Annotated in this window: 18 protein-coding genes and 1 pseudogene; 13 read left to right on the top strand and 6 right to left on the bottom strand. The window is 38.4% G+C overall.

All coding sequences use genetic code 11. From position 1 onward, the window contains the following. Nucleotides 1–142: 142 nt before the first annotated feature. From AC2YHV_RS18865 to AC2YHV_RS18850, 4 genes are all read right to left on the bottom strand, one after another. Nucleotides 143–1,240: an MFS transporter gene (locus AC2YHV_RS18865; protein WP_487373833.1), complete on the bottom strand. Its 1,098-nt coding sequence runs from the start codon at nt 1,238–1,240 to the stop codon at nt 143–145. After that, nucleotides 1,241–1,501, bottom strand: a complete 261-nt coding sequence (locus tag AC2YHV_RS18860; protein WP_487373832.1) for a hypothetical protein — start codon at nt 1,499–1,501, stop codon at nt 1,241–1,243. It abuts the gene before it with no gap. A gap of 254 nt (nt 1,502–1,755) precedes the next feature. Beyond that, entirely contained in the window at nt 1,756–2,475 is a 720-nt protein-coding gene (locus AC2YHV_RS18855; protein ID WP_487373831.1) for an RraA family protein, read from the bottom strand. A gap of 42 nt (nt 2,476–2,517) precedes the next feature. Then, nucleotides 2,518–3,495, bottom strand: coding sequence for a 2-hydroxyacid dehydrogenase (locus tag AC2YHV_RS18850; protein WP_487373830.1), 978 nt, complete (start codon nt 3,493–3,495; stop codon nt 2,518–2,520). A gap of 127 nt (nt 3,496–3,622) precedes the next feature. Here AC2YHV_RS18850 and AC2YHV_RS18845 point away from each other — a divergent pair, with 127 nt between their 5' ends. The 6 genes from AC2YHV_RS18845 to AC2YHV_RS18820 all read left to right on the top strand — a co-directional run bounded on the left by AC2YHV_RS18845 (nt 3,623) and on the right by AC2YHV_RS18820 (nt 8,159). Continuing rightward, on the top strand, nt 3,623–4,501 hold the full coding sequence (locus AC2YHV_RS18845) for a LysR family transcriptional regulator (protein ID WP_096340491.1): 879 nt from the start codon (nt 3,623–3,625) through the stop codon (nt 4,499–4,501). Between the two features lie 195 nt (nt 4,502–4,696). Then, on the top strand, nt 4,697–5,341 hold the full coding sequence (locus AC2YHV_RS18840) for a Type 1 glutamine amidotransferase-like domain-containing protein (RefSeq protein ID WP_487373829.1): 645 nt from the start codon (nt 4,697–4,699) through the stop codon (nt 5,339–5,341). 95 nt (nt 5,342–5,436) lie between these two features. Next, nucleotides 5,437–5,748, top strand: coding sequence for a hypothetical protein (locus AC2YHV_RS18835; protein WP_487373828.1), 312 nt, complete (start codon nt 5,437–5,439; stop codon nt 5,746–5,748). Between the two features lie 26 nt (nt 5,749–5,774). After that, nucleotides 5,775–6,272, top strand: a complete 498-nt coding sequence (locus AC2YHV_RS18830) for an SRPBCC family protein (RefSeq protein ID WP_454861769.1) — start codon at nt 5,775–5,777, stop codon at nt 6,270–6,272. A gap of 541 nt (nt 6,273–6,813) precedes the next feature. Continuing rightward, nucleotides 6,814–7,713 (top strand): DMT family transporter, encoded by a 900-nt coding sequence (locus AC2YHV_RS18825; RefSeq protein WP_487373827.1) that lies wholly within the window; start codon nt 6,814–6,816, stop codon nt 7,711–7,713. Between the two features lie 26 nt (nt 7,714–7,739). Continuing rightward, complete coding sequence (locus AC2YHV_RS18820; protein WP_487373826.1) at nt 7,740–8,159, top strand: VOC family protein; 420 nt, start codon at nt 7,740–7,742, stop codon at nt 8,157–8,159. Between the two features lie 51 nt (nt 8,160–8,210). Here the strand turns inward: AC2YHV_RS18820 and AC2YHV_RS18815 are convergent. Then, a pseudogene (locus AC2YHV_RS18815) lies at nt 8,211–8,399 on the bottom strand (SDR family oxidoreductase); the annotation flags it as partial. Between the two features lie 479 nt (nt 8,400–8,878). Between AC2YHV_RS18815 and AC2YHV_RS18810 the strand changes: the two are divergent. The 4 genes from AC2YHV_RS18810 (at nt 8,879) to AC2YHV_RS18795 (ending at nt 11,357) form a co-directional block, all read left to right on the top strand. After that, nucleotides 8,879–9,142: a hypothetical protein gene (locus tag AC2YHV_RS18810; protein ID WP_057276427.1), complete on the top strand. Its 264-nt coding sequence runs from the start codon at nt 8,879–8,881 to the stop codon at nt 9,140–9,142. A gap of 63 nt (nt 9,143–9,205) precedes the next feature. Continuing rightward, a complete protein-coding gene (locus AC2YHV_RS18805) occupies nt 9,206–9,403 on the top strand; it encodes a hypothetical protein (RefSeq protein ID WP_063575134.1) in 198 nt (65 codons plus the stop codon). A 404-nt stretch (nt 9,404–9,807) separates the two neighbouring features. After that, nucleotides 9,808–10,812: a phosphotransferase enzyme family protein gene (locus tag AC2YHV_RS18800; protein ID WP_487373825.1), complete on the top strand. Its 1,005-nt coding sequence runs from the start codon at nt 9,808–9,810 to the stop codon at nt 10,810–10,812. 20 nt (nt 10,813–10,832) lie between these two features. After that, nucleotides 10,833–11,357 carry an N-acetyltransferase family protein gene (locus tag AC2YHV_RS18795; protein ID WP_487373855.1) on the top strand — a complete coding sequence of 175 codons (525 nt, stop codon included), beginning with the start codon at nt 10,833–10,835 and terminating at the stop codon, nt 11,355–11,357. Between the two features lie 93 nt (nt 11,358–11,450). Here AC2YHV_RS18795 and AC2YHV_RS18790 read toward each other — a convergent pair whose 3' ends face one another. Continuing rightward, complete coding sequence (locus AC2YHV_RS18790; RefSeq protein ID WP_063575137.1) at nt 11,451–12,248, bottom strand: peptidoglycan-binding protein; 798 nt, start codon at nt 12,246–12,248, stop codon at nt 11,451–11,453. A gap of 290 nt (nt 12,249–12,538) precedes the next feature. Here AC2YHV_RS18790 and AC2YHV_RS18785 point away from each other — a divergent pair, with 290 nt between their 5' ends. The 3 genes from AC2YHV_RS18785 to AC2YHV_RS18775 all read left to right on the top strand — a co-directional run bounded on the left by AC2YHV_RS18785 (nt 12,539) and on the right by AC2YHV_RS18775 (nt 14,089). Then, entirely contained in the window at nt 12,539–13,192 is a 654-nt protein-coding gene (locus tag AC2YHV_RS18785) for an HAD family hydrolase (protein WP_487373824.1), read from the top strand. A 113-nt stretch (nt 13,193–13,305) separates the two neighbouring features. Then, entirely contained in the window at nt 13,306–13,800 is a 495-nt protein-coding gene (locus AC2YHV_RS18780) for a GNAT family N-acetyltransferase (protein ID WP_487373823.1), read from the top strand. Between the two features lie 49 nt (nt 13,801–13,849). Continuing rightward, a complete protein-coding gene (locus AC2YHV_RS18775; protein ID WP_487373822.1) occupies nt 13,850–14,089 on the top strand; it encodes a hypothetical protein in 240 nt (79 codons plus the stop codon). The last annotated feature ends 39 nt before the right edge of the window (nt 14,090–14,128 follow it).

The following is a 14,128-nucleotide window of genomic DNA, read 5'->3' as shown; positions in this document are numbered from 1 at the left end:
AGGCAAGGGTTTAATTGAGGGTTGCTGCGGCAGCCTTTTTTTGTTGAGCAAAAGGGTCATTAATATTAAAAAAAATCAACCAGCGATTTTTACTGGTTGATCTTTGAAAAGAATGATGTAAACGGATACATTTTTTAAAGAATCATGATGTAGCTATTTCATGGTCATCTTTCTCTATCGCTAGTTTAGTCTTTTCCATTGGTTCAATGATCGTAAAGAGGAGGATAAAGGTCATTAAAGAGCTGACTGATAAAAACATGAATACCGTATTCCAATTAAATGAATCTAAGATCAAACCTACTACGAATGGAGCAAATGCACCGCCTAACGATCCTCCAGTATTAACAATTGAAGCGGCAAGGGGCAACTTTTCTTTGGAGGTAATCCCCATAGGATATGCTAAAAACGCTGAATATCCCAAATTCAACAAAATACCCGTAATAAGAAGAACGATACTTAAAAACATTGGGTCATTTGGGGCGTACAACAATGCATACATGCTGAAAATTGTCGATGCTGCAGTCACTATCATAAGAGGTTTTCGACGTTTGTTAAAGATGTTATCCGAAATCCAACCGCCTATTAGATTACCTAACATGGCCCCTATCCACGGAGAAGAGGCAACAAATCCCATTTCCATAATGGAATACTTTTTGACGTTAACCAAATAAGTAGGTATCCATGTCATAATGGCATAAACAATACCGACCATGAAAAAGTACCCCAACGTACATCCCCATATATTCCATGAAAGAAAAATCTTCCTATTTGTATCAAGGAAATCTACTTTCTTGGTACGAATAATTTTGTCTACCCATTTCATCGAATATTTTTTCTTATTTCCTTTGATTTTCTCATCGATGGTCGAAGGCTTTTCTGATTTGATATAATCTATTTCCTCTTTTGAGCAATGTGGACTTTCTTCCGGATTATCCTTTACTAGCCAGAGCCAAAATAAAGCGAAGATAAAGCCCGGAATGGCAAATATATAGAAAACTTCACGCCAGCCGAAAGCATAAATGATGTAAGCACACAGCGGAGGAACAATGGCAGGAGCGAACTTGATTGCTGACATATAAATTCCTGTCGCAGTTCCCTTTTCCTTTCCAGGGAACCATCGGTTAATCGTGGAAATAATTCCGACTGGAAGTGGTCCCTCTGCAACACCTAGTAATATTCTGCCATAAGTTGAAGGGCAGAACTGGCCGTTCCGAAAATAATGTGGCAGCCGAAGTAACAATCATAGAGAAGGTGAATATTTTTCGTGTCCCAAACTTACTATAGATGAACCCAGCTGGAAAATCTGGATAATTGCATATCCGATGTAAAAAAGACTAGCCATTGCACCAATATCAGTGTTACTCAATTCAAATTCTTTTTGAAAATATGGAATGACTACACTGATATTTGCCCTGTCTGCACCAGCGATCATATAAGTTAGAAAAATTAATAACATGACGACCCAACGAAATCGAGTCTTTTTTTGTAATGAATTCTGCATTAGATTTCTTCCCCTCCTCATAAATAATTTGGCACAGTAACGATTTCCTTCTTTTGTCATTAAAATTGTAAGTAATAGTGTCTAAAGGAATGGAGAACTCCAGTCTAATTTCCAAACACCATTATAAATGTCTGGAAAATTCCAGAGTAATCCACAGAAGAGGGTTACCGTCGTATCAACCTGTATAACAACGCACAACTTAACGAGTACCGTGAGAATATGCTAAGTTACAAGAACTTTAACATACACCATAGTTAGTCTCGATTACCTGTAATCAATTCTTTTACTTTGGATGATTTATTTTTAATTTCACAGCCCCGGTCTTGAAGACTTTTATCAACCCAAGTTCGATCCCACGTCATATTCATGATATCATCCATTTCCTGGTGTTCCCTGAGGAACTTAGCTTTCGATTTTTCTATTAACTCATCCGTATCTTGCGGGTTAATGACCACAATACCATCATCATCGCCGACTACAATGTCTCCAGGATGAACCACTACTCCGCCACAAGAAATAGGTACATTAATTTCCCCAGGTCCGTCTTTATATGGCCCCCGTGGATTGACACCTGCTGCGTAGATTGGGATATCCATCTTTCTTAAGGCTCCAACATCACGAATGGCACCATCGATTATAAACCCGCCTAATCCTCTTTTTTGAGCCCACAATACCATTAGTTCGCCCATGATTGCATTTGTTAAATCCCCCTGAGCATCAACAACTAATATATCGCCGGGTTGAGCAAGATCAAGTGCTTTATGAAGCATGAGGTTGTCACCGGGACGTGTTTTAATTGTAAAAGCTGGCCCAAGTAATGGCTTATCATTAATTGGACGAATTTTGGGATTCATGCAAAACATACGGTTCATATTATCAGCAATTACAGATACGGGTAACCCTTTAAACTCGTTTACTGCTTCTTTAGTTGGACGATTAATGTTTGTATACACACGCATTCCAATATTAGACATAATGTAGGTCCTCTTTTCTATTTTTACATTCAGTTTTTAGAGTTAAACAGATGCTGAAGTCAATTTCACTAAATTATCAGGCAGATTCCCATATTCTACTTTTCTTATATTTTCAAAGGATAAGCGCAGTACAGTTTCCAACACATCCCTAGTCCCCCCTGCAATATGAGGAGTAGCAAGTATATTATCAAGTTTTAATAATGGATTATCTGAATTTATGGGTTCAGATGACCAGGTATCAATGGCTGCGCCAAGTAAACGATTACATTTTAATGCTTCGGCGAGTGATTTTTCATCAATGATATTACCTCGGGCTACATTAACTAAAATTGCTGAAGACTTCATAAGTTTCAATTCCTTTTCACCAATCAAGTTCCTTGTGGCTGGTATTAAAGGAATATGGAGGCTTATAATATCCGACTGTGATAATAAATCATTAAAAGGTACATAAGTTAATCCTAATTTTTTCTCCTCTTCCATTGATAATCTATTCACATCATAATAAACAACGTTAGTTCCAAAAGCCTTTGACAATGCTGCAACTTTTTTTCCTATGTTTCCTATACCGATTATCCCATGGGTTTTACCGTTCACTTCGAACATTGATGGGCGGTATTCCCACATTTTCCATTCACCACTTTTTGTTACTCGATCTAAGAAATGAAGTTTTCTGTACAGGCTTATAATCATGCCGATGGTCAATTCCACAACACTGTTTGAATTTGCTCCTGGTGTACTGGCAACATGGATTCCCAATTCACTAGCAGCATTCAAATCAATATTATCAACACCACTTCCGGTTTTTTGAATCAATTTAACGTTGGGTGCTTTTTCTAATAACTCTCTCGTAATAGGATAAGATGCTGTAATTAAATAGTTTGCTTCATCTAATGCTTGTTCTTTTTTTACTTCATCCAAATCAATCCAGTATTTAACCTCCATATCCAAACTTTTGAATGTATTTATTATTTCATGTGTTGCTGTGAATACTTTTTCAAAATAAATAACTTTACAACTCAAGGTACATTCCTCCAATTCAATTAGACAAAATAATTAATTAACTTTATATTAAATATAGAAAATGAGATTGTAAAACGAATTAATTAGCTATTTAATAACATAAATATTGCTATATGGAGGCGGAATAATGGATTTTCATTCTATTGATACCTTTCTCGCAGTCGTTCGAACAAAAACCATTAGCGGTGCAGCAGAAGAATTACATTTAGCGCAAACTACCGTAAGTCAACGAATAAAGGTAATAGAAAAAGAAATTGGGGTTCAATTAATTGAACGCGGGAAAGGAATAAAACAAATCATTTTAACTCCTCTGGGTGAGGAATTTTATAAATTAGCGAAAGAATGGAGTCGTTTAGGGCAAGAAGCGAAGCTATTAAAAACGCAAGGCCCACAATTACCCTTGATTGTTGGTGGTGTTGATAGTGTTAATACATTTGTTTTACCAAAAGTCTTTAAAAAACTAAGTAACCATCATCCTCCAATTAAACTTCAAATCCGAACCTTACATTCTGATAATCTATACTCTGAAGTTGAAAATAGACATATTGATGTGGCTTATTCCCTTAGAAAAAGAGTCCATCCAAATGTAAAAGTTAAAAAGTGCTTTACATCACCTATGGTTGTTCTTCAAACTTCAGATATAAGTTGTTATAGTTCGGAAAAGCTTCATCCTAAAGAATTAGATTCAGATTACGAACTATTCATGCCTTGGGGAGTTGAATATCAATCTTGGCATTCTTATTGGTGGGATCCATTATCGATTTCACGAATAAAACTAGACAGTACTCATTTGCTTCTACATCTTCTTCAAGATCCATTACAGTGGGCTATTGTTCCTAAATGGATAGCTGATGAAGCAATTAAACGTGGAAGTTACAAAATTTATGAACTTACAGATTCACCCCCGGATTATACAGTTTATGAACTTACTCATATAAAACAAACAACGCTTAAGCAAAAGGCTATAGAAATTATTGATCACTACTTTCAGGAAGAATTCTATTAAACGTTCCTATCACTAATTGTGGTGGTGTCTACAAATCTTAAAGGTGCTTTACTTCAAGTAGGAAGGTTGCTGTGGCAGCCTTTTTTTGTTGAGCTACGGGGGCAATTTAGCTGCAAAGCGGTGTCCTATAAAGGTATTGTCTTTTTTACATAGAATATTTTAAGAGAATAGCATGTAAATGAATGGGGGACATATATGGAAATTTGTTTAATTGGTGGCGGAAATCACACGAATAATGAATTACGTGAAGTGTTCCTGGAACTTTCAAAAAAGATTAAACCTGAAGCGAAGATTTTAATAATCCCTTTTGCAACCGACAATTCCAGGTATGAAAGTTGGATGGCAAGTATTACACAAGCCTTTTCAATCATGGAGAATGTAAGTATTGAATTATTAAATGAAGACCTTTCAGGCAAAGAAATGAAAAACTCTATAATGGAACATGATATTCTCTATTTTATAGGTGGAAAGCCAGAAAGGTTAATCCATGTAATTGAAGAAAAGGGACTTACCGCAATTATCAAAAACTTTCAAGGTTTAATCATTGGATATAGTGCGGGTTCATTAGCTTTCGGCCATGATTGCATAATCACAAAAGATAAAGACTATCCAGAAACGATAGTGATCAAGGGCTTAGGATTAGTGGGGTTTAGCGTTGAGGTCCATTACGAGGATAATATAGATGGAGAATTATTTCCCTTATCAAATGAACGAAAGATATATGCAATACCAAATGGAAGTGCAGTTTTCTCAAAGAACGGGGAACTATATAAAGGTATAAATGATATCTATTCCTTTCAAAATATGAAAAAGGAAATAGTGAATTCCAAAGTCTTATAAAACGGGCAGGCGCTTTCTCCCAATAAGCCGCAGCAGCATTTTTCATATCGGGAGAAAGGTCGCAGGAAGTTAAGGATAGAGAAGAGGAGACTGCAATGAAAGTAAATTTAATGATCTTCATTACATCAATAAAAGAACAAGAAAAGAATAGGTTACTGATGAAAACATTTGAATCTGATATTCGTCCTGTTACAGGGGATATAATCGATGATCCCGGGTTCGATCCACGATTTCATAATGGATATGAGGTTGTAAAGGTTACCATAAATTATGCTTCGGATGAATGTTTGGTATCCCTGCACCCGCTTGCGATCGAAATCGAGGAAATCAGGATGGAAACTTATTTGGAGAAACTGGAAGCACACGGTTGGCATGCTGTCTCAAAAGAAGAATTGAAAAGTATATAAAAATGATATAAGGAGGGAGTATGTAAATGGAAAAATACTCGACAACCACTTTAAAGATGATTAGAAATTTTGATGTAATGCCTGAAAGGGTATTTGTTGCATGGGTGGACCCCGGGATGATGAGAAAATGGCTTTTTACATTGGAGGGGACAAATAAAGTGGCACAAAATGATCCGCAAGTGGGAGGAGCTTGGGAGATTATTGATCATCGCGATGGAAAAGATTATCGGGCGATAGGGGAGTACCTTGAAATGGACCGTCCCAATAAATTAGTGTTCACTTTTAAAATGCCGCAATTCAGTGAAGAGATAGATACAATTACAGTTGAGCTGAAAGAACTTCAAAAGGGCTGTGAAATGACATTTTCACAAAACATCACCGTTCCTCATGAAGAAAATTGGACACAATCCGATATCGAAAAAGCACTCGGAGAGTATCACGATGGATCTGAACACGGCTGGAATTTAATGTTTATGGGACTGAAAGAATTGGTTGAAACTGGACAAGTCAGCTATAAAGGCTAATAGTCGTTGGCCACAGTTTTTAGACAATAGGAAATCGGAATCGCATCCCGAACCCTGAAAGTTGGAATGGATTGAAGAAATCAGCTGGAACGTTTTCTGGAAAAAAACTGTAGGCTGATCTCACACCGAAATATGTTTTTAAGTTTTTTTCAGTAATCCTAATTGGATGGAAGAAATGTGCGACACTCCTGCCGAAAAACTGGCTAGCCAAGACCCCACAGACGCTTGTGCCGAGGCGGCTTGACAGACAGTCGGCGGAAAGGGAGCGGATTTCTGAAATCGACTGGAACGTTTTCGAAACTCAATTAACGAGTTTGTGCTAATAGCCGTTTGCCAATGAAAAGCTCTCCAAATTAACTGGAGGGCTTTTCGGAATGTAGTTTGATATATTGACAATCCCCTTTTAATTGGTAATATTTACTTTATTATTACATATGTGATTTTTAATAGAAGGCGGTTTAATTATGGATGGGAAAATCAGTTACGACGAGTTTCATAAACTGATAGAAAGTGGGCAATATCGCAAATTGGTCATGTTATTATGACTAACTTAATGTACATATTTTGTTTATTAGTATGGGGTCTTAATTTTATTGCCGTTAAGATTCAAGGTACACCTGTGAGTTTAGAATTATCTTTAACCTATCGTTTAGGTTTGACGGCCATCCTATTTTTCATTTTATTGTGCATGCTTAGACCTAAAGGAAAACCTAAGAAAAAGGATGTTCCATTCATTATTGTGTTTGGAATTTGTAATTTTGCTTTAAGCTATTTATGCCTTTATTACGCCACTATCTTAAGTTCAGCAGCAATGGTTACGTTAATATTTTCATTGAAAGTCATTTTAACGCCCATTGCCCTTCGTGTTTTTTTGAAGGAACCATTGCATTCACGTATCTTAATTGGCGGGATAATTGGTGTGCTGGCTGTTTGTATTGTTATTTATCCGAGTTTACATGATATTCATGGGTTCAATGATATAAAGGGCATCATGATGGCTGTTCTTGGTACCATCCTCACTGCATTGGGCGATGCAAGCTCTGCTAGAAATGCCAGGGAGAAAGTGAACCCAATCTATGCCAATGTACTTGGATTTGCAGCAGGAGGAATTCTTTTGGCGGCCATTGTGTTCATCCAAGGACAAGCAGTCACTATACCGACATCCATTACATATTTATCTGCTTTGTTCTATTTAACTATATTCGCTTCCTTTGGAGCTTGGCTATTCTACCTCAAGCTTGTAGAAAAGATAGGCGGGGCGAAAAGTGGATACATGGTTGCCCTTTTTCCGGCAATTGGAGGTATAGCTTCAGTGATGATTGGTGAATCAGATCCAACCATTTTCTTGGGAGCTGGCTGTCTTTTCAGTTGTTTAGGTGCGGCGATAGCATTAGGTTTTGGCATGAATATTGGTAAAAGTAATTTGAAAGAAGAAATGTAATTCGATTTACAGAGAGGGATGGGACAATGGAAAGTAAATGGCCAACTGAAATGAACGTAGCGCAGATCCGGGTTGCACGTCCTACTGATCAACTAAAAAAGGTAGTAAACTTCTATTGTGAAGGATTAGGATTGAAAAAAATCGGATCTTTTGAAGGGCACGAGGGATATGACGGCATCATGATCGGACTTCCGGATTCCAGCTATCATCTGGAGTTTACCCAACATAAGGATGGCAGTCCTTGTCCTGCCCCATCAAAAGATCATCTGCTTGTCTTTTATATTCCTGAACGTAAAACCATTGAGGAAATCACGAATAGGTTGAAAGGTATGGGCTATGAACAGGTTTCTCCGGAAAATCCATATTGGGAAAAATCAGGTGTTACCATTGAGGATCCGGATGGTTGGAGAATTGTATTGATGAATTCGCCCGGCATAGGAAATTAAATTTCACAAAGGAAACGACCGAATAGCACCATGCTTTCGGTCGTTTTGGAGTTATGAGGACATCGTGATCCTGCCATTGATATGAATGCACTGTCCTGTTATATAAGCACCTTCATCAGATGCTAGCCGCACATAGGCGCCCGCATGATCTGCTGGTTGCCCAGGGCGCCCAAGCGGTGCCTCTGTACCGAACTCGGCAACGGATTGTTCGTCGAACGTCGCCGGGATCAGCGGAGTCCAAGCATTCAGCTTTTTTTTTTGCCATTCTATGGGGAAAGTGTGAAATTCACGAGTAAAACGCTGAAATTCACGAGTAAATCGGCTAAACTCACGAGTAAATGGCTAAAATTCACGAGTAAAACGCTAAAACTCACGAGTAAACGCCGATTCGACAAATAAAAGCGTGAAAAATTCACGAGTATATGCCCCAATTCACGCATAATAGCCCGAAACTTACTGGAAATGCTCCAAAACTGGTTTGTTTCAATACAATTGGCTGTATAAAGGTGTAAAGGAGATTGAAAAGGCAATGATTTTCCTTTCGTAAGCAGCTATTGGTTTTGGCGGATTTTGTTTATCGTAATCAGTTTATTCATCATTTTTACGACTGTAAATTCATTCTTTCGCTAAAAAACCCCAATTTTTGTAATGATTTATTTAGCCTTGGACATACTTAATGAAGATATCAATAAGTAATATTTAATTAAGGAGGAATCCCAATGGCTAACGAAAATATCCAAATGAAAATGGAACATATTTGGCAGGATACATGTGGATCATGGGAAAATTGTACGGAAACCACAATTCAGTCATTTTTGGCAAAATCTGAAGAAAGCAATATTGACCCGCAATATTGCATGAGCTGGGTGGAACAACATAAAGCCCAAATACCTGAATGGGATGCCGTTTCAAAAGTATCGCTCGACTGGGTTAATCAACATACCTCAACGGGTTCACCCATTTCAATCAAGGATGATTATTGAAAGGATATATTCTTTCTGCTTATGAATGGTTCGAACTCTACTATGGTTAAGAGGTGAAGATAGTTGCTAAATAATGAGGAACAAAACGGTAAATCAAATCGTCGGGATCCAGAATACAGAGTTAATGAGTGGGATGAAATGAATGGTGAAGAAGATAAATTTGTACAATCAGCCATCCAAGAGGAATTCAATAATCCGGTAATCGAAGAAACAATCTTGAAGTTCAATAAAATAGCGAATGAAGAAGAAAAGGAAACTTGATTTTGGACGCCCCTATAGGGCGTTTTTTTTTTTTTTTGAGAAGGCTCTTTTCGTAAAGGTTGTTGTTTTTAAAACGAAACTATCTAAGGTTGATTGGAGCGGAAGTGCGAGACTCCTGCGGGAGCGGCGGGACAGGTGAGACCCCACAGGCGTTTACGCCGAGGGGGCTCACCGCCCGCACCAAGGAAAGCGAGCATCTGGAGGGGAATTCAACTAGCAACAGAGTATGTGAAAACAGCCTTTGAGAAAGACGAAGGAGCCGTTAATAAATGATTATGCAAAGAACATTTCTATACTTTTTAGATTTATAAAATACAAATAAAGGAAAATGGCATCTTGGTATCGTATATAAAGCATAGTATAAATCGTTTTCATTAATAATGTTGGCAATGGGAGTGAAGATCATGGAAGCAGCGGTAGAACGAATTTTTTCTAATGAATTGGTGAAATTGGCGGGGGATTTTTTTCAAGTAAATGCTGGGAATCCGGTTAAACTTGGAGATGCAGAGAACTACGTTTTTGAGGTTTACAGGGATGGGACGGCATATATCTTAAGAATGACCCATCAATCACATCGTACAAAAGATCAAGTGCTTGCTGAGTTAAAGTGGATTGAGCATTTACAGAATAATGGGAGTGAAATTCCTAAAGTTCTCTTTTCGTTAGAAAAGAATTTAGTTGAAATTGTAAAGGGCTCGGATGGTACGGAATTTTATTGTTGCCTGTTTGAAAAAGCTCCTGGTGTTAGGATGAAAGTCACTGATGAAAATTTCGATGGACCTTTATTTTTTGAATGGGGAAGAACCATTGGCCAAATGCATAAACAAACAAAAAGTTATAAGCCTGAAGCGAAATATAAACGGCTGGATTGGCATGAAGAGGAATTATTGAATGTCCAGCTCTATCAATCCGATGTACCGGAGCAAGTGATCCGCCAACAAGAAATAATCAACAAGCATTTAAATGCCCTTTCCGTTCATCAAGATAATTTTGGCTTGATTCATTCTGATATACATAACGGCAATTTCCACTATCATGAGGGGCGGATTCATGTTTTTGACTTTGATGACTGTTCTTATCACTGGTTTGCCAGCGATTTGGCGATCCCTCTGTACTATCTGATGTGGAGTTTGGAACGTGAAGGGATAAAAGGGCTCGATGAATATGCTGCCAAGTTCATGAGGGAATTCATAAAAGGGTATGAGACGGAAAATATCCTGGCACCTGTGGAATACGAAACGATTCCTCTATTTTTAAAGCTAAGGGATTTAACGTTATATAACTTTTTTCATAAAAAGTATGATTTGAAGAATGCGGATCGTTCATTATCCAATACCGTTCAAAAAATTGAACAAAGAATCATGGAAGGCCGGACTATTGTTCACTTCGATCCGAACATGGTTCATTAAGGGGGATTGGAATGCCAGGAATGAAAAATAATCGGCTTGCATATATGATCCGGAATGGTGTATTGGAAGATGCGGAAGCGGTTTTGGATGTACAGAATTCCGTTATTTCCGAAGGCGAGTATTTTATTGCCGTATCGGAGGAGTTCAATAAAACACCTGAACAGCAACGAGATTGGATACGAAGTTTATTGGAAAATGAACGGGAAACCATCATCGTGGCTGAAATGAATGATGAAGTGGTCGGATGGATAGCCTTTCAATCGGAAAATAGGAAGAGAATGTTCCACAAGGGCTCATTTGGGGTGATGATCAGAAAAAATTTCAGAGGGATGGGAATCGGAAAAGAGCTTATTGAGGCGTTATTGGATTGGGCAGAAGCCAATCCGTTGATTGAAAAGGTGAGTTTGGGGGTTTTTTCAACGAATCATCGGGCAATATCATTGTATAAACGGCTGGGGTTTGTAGAAGAAGGCCGTAAAATCAAAGAATTCAAGATGAGCGAAAGTGAATACGTTGATGACATTATCATGTACAAATTGGTTTAAACAGACCGAAAGAGCATGAATGGATTCCATACATGCTCTTTGCGGTTTGGGTATGTATCTATTTTTATAGTAAATCGATATTTATGTCATGCATTATCTAATGACTCTTACCTTCACTTGCTTTCTTCCCCACGTTAGAGCATCCGCTTCTTTCGCGATGAATACATCGATTCTGTTTCCTTTGATCGCACCGCCCGTGTCTGCAGCGATTGCTTGTCCGTAGCCTTCGACTTCCACGATGGAGCCTAGCGGAATCACGTTCGGATCGACTGCTATCAGTTTGGCATCATCATATTTTTCTAAATCGACACCCATTCTTGTATTTCCTGAACATCCTTCGCAGCTTGCTGTATAAGCCGTACTTGTAACCGTCAATTCTTTAACGGCTGAGCTTGCTAAACTGGCTCTTTCTTCTAATTTACTGAAGGTCCGTGCACCGGCTATACCGTCAGCGGATAATCCCTTTTGCTTTTGAAAGTTCATGACTGCTTGTTTTGTACCTGATCCATAAATGCCATCGACCGTTGATGAGTAAACATCCCAGGCTTTCAATAGCCTTTGCAGTTCAGCTACAGGTCTTCCCATATCCCCGCTTTTCAGTACCTGTATTTTCTGATTCGTTTGTGTTCCTGATATTCCATCGACTTTCAGCCCTGATTTTTCCTGAAACTTCTTTACGGATTCCTTTGTAATCGGGCCGTAGTAACCTGTTGCTTCATGATAGGGAAAAACCCCTTTTGTCAGTAATAATTCTTGTAATTCTTTAACATCACTATTACTCATTCCAAATGAAAGTGTGCGATCCAAAGCAGCGGCTTCGCCTTTAGTTGGCATGCAAACTCCTAGAATGAATACAGAAGCCGTTAGGATCGTTAATAAAATTTTCTTCATGTTTATCCTCCTCGTTGTTTCCTGCAATTAAACCATTCGTTAAACTATCACTCTTTTAGGCGCAGTTAAGGAAAAACACCGCGAAGGCACTAAGTAATTGTTAAAACATGTAACAAAAAGAAAAGAAATGAGGCTGACATCGGGTTACCATATCCTTATCAATTGTCGAATTATGGGAAAAAATCAAGTTTCATATGAAACTAACGGAACCGTTTGGTTGAACAGGGGCATTCATTCATGTACGTTTAAGTTAATATAAATTCTATTGTAAGGTTAAAGGAGGGAATCATATGATTAAGGCAGTTATTTTCGACTTTGATGGCTTAATTTTAGACACGGAAACGGTTTGGTATGAGGCCTATAAAGAAACGATGGCTTTTTATGAATCTGATTTGCCACTCGAACATTTTGTTACATGTATCGGAACCGATAATACTGAACTAAATCAGTACTTCAAAGATCAGCTGGGGGAAAGGTGTAATATTGAAGAAATTGAATCCAGAGCAAAAAGCCTCCATGAAGTAAAGATGAAAACAGCACAGGCACGTGAAGGTGTGAAGGATTATCTAGAAGAAGCAAAAAGAAATGGATATACAATCGCCCTCGCTTCAAGCTCGACAAAAGAATGGGTCACTCATCATTTGGGGGAACTCGGGCTGTTACACTATTTTGAAGTTATGATCACAGGGGATGATGTTGATAAAGTTAAGCCAGCGCCCGATTTGTATGTAAAGGCAATTGAAGTCCTAGGCATTCAGCCTGCAGAAGCCGTAGCATTTGAAGATTCGTTAAATGGGCTTCAAGCGGCCCTGACTGCTGGGTTAAAGTGTGTAATCGTACCAAATCCCGTGACGGACGCTTTAGCTTTTGAAAATCATCATTTTCGCCTCCGATCCATGGCGGATAAGAGCTTGTCTGACGTTATCAAGCATATTGAGCAATAACAGTTCAACGGCAATTATAGTAAGATGAAAGAATGAAACCGCGCCGAAGATGGCAGAGTCTTCGGTTTTTCCAGTTTTAATGAATGTTATATTTTGGTGTGGGGGATGAGTATATGGGATTGCAAACGAATGACGAAGGAGTCCGCTTGCGGGAGGTCAAGGAGAGTGATCTTCCTATCTTTTTCGAGCAGCAATTGGATCCTGCCGCAAACTATATGGCTGCTTTCACATCTAAGGATCCATCAGACAAGGCGGCTTTTTTGACTCACTGGAAGAACATCTTATCGAACCGGGATATTCAAAAAATGACCATACTCTGCAATGGGGGTGTGGCAGGCAGCATTCTCAAGTTTGAACAGTTTGGTAACCCGGAAGTCAGTTATTGGATCGGGAAGCAATTTTGGGGTAAAGGGATCGCTACATGTGCACTGCTCCATTTTTTGCCGAAAATAAAAGTCCGCCCTGTTTATGCCCGCTCAGCCAAGGATAACTTTGCATCCATCCGGGTGCTGGAAAAATGCGGATTTGAAAGATTCGATGAGGACAAAGGGTATTCCCATGCAAGAGGCAAAGAGGTTGAAGAGTTCATTTTGAAACTTGAAAGTTAAGATAATAATAACAATATCGTTTAGCCTATGAGGAAACGGGTGACATTCAATGGGATATAAGATTTTTTCCATCATTTTTATTTTATGCGGTCTTTTTATAATGTGGTTCGCCCTATTTGGCAAAAAGAAAGAAATCAAAGAGTTCGGCTCCGGAATACCCACAAATTTCATCGATGTAATTGTAATGATGATATATAAGCTCTTACCTTCCATTATTAGAAAAATCCTTCTATTTGCATTGGGTCTGGCCATTTCTATTGGATTTACCTATATATTGTATAAATTATAGTGAATTTTCCTTATCAGATAAAATAATCCTGAAACTTTC

The sequence above is a fragment of the Peribacillus sp. SRI_006 genome, assembly GCF_057586375.1.
The sequence above is the reverse complement of the archived record's forward strand: the minus strand, read 5'-3'. Positions and strand labels throughout refer to the sequence as shown.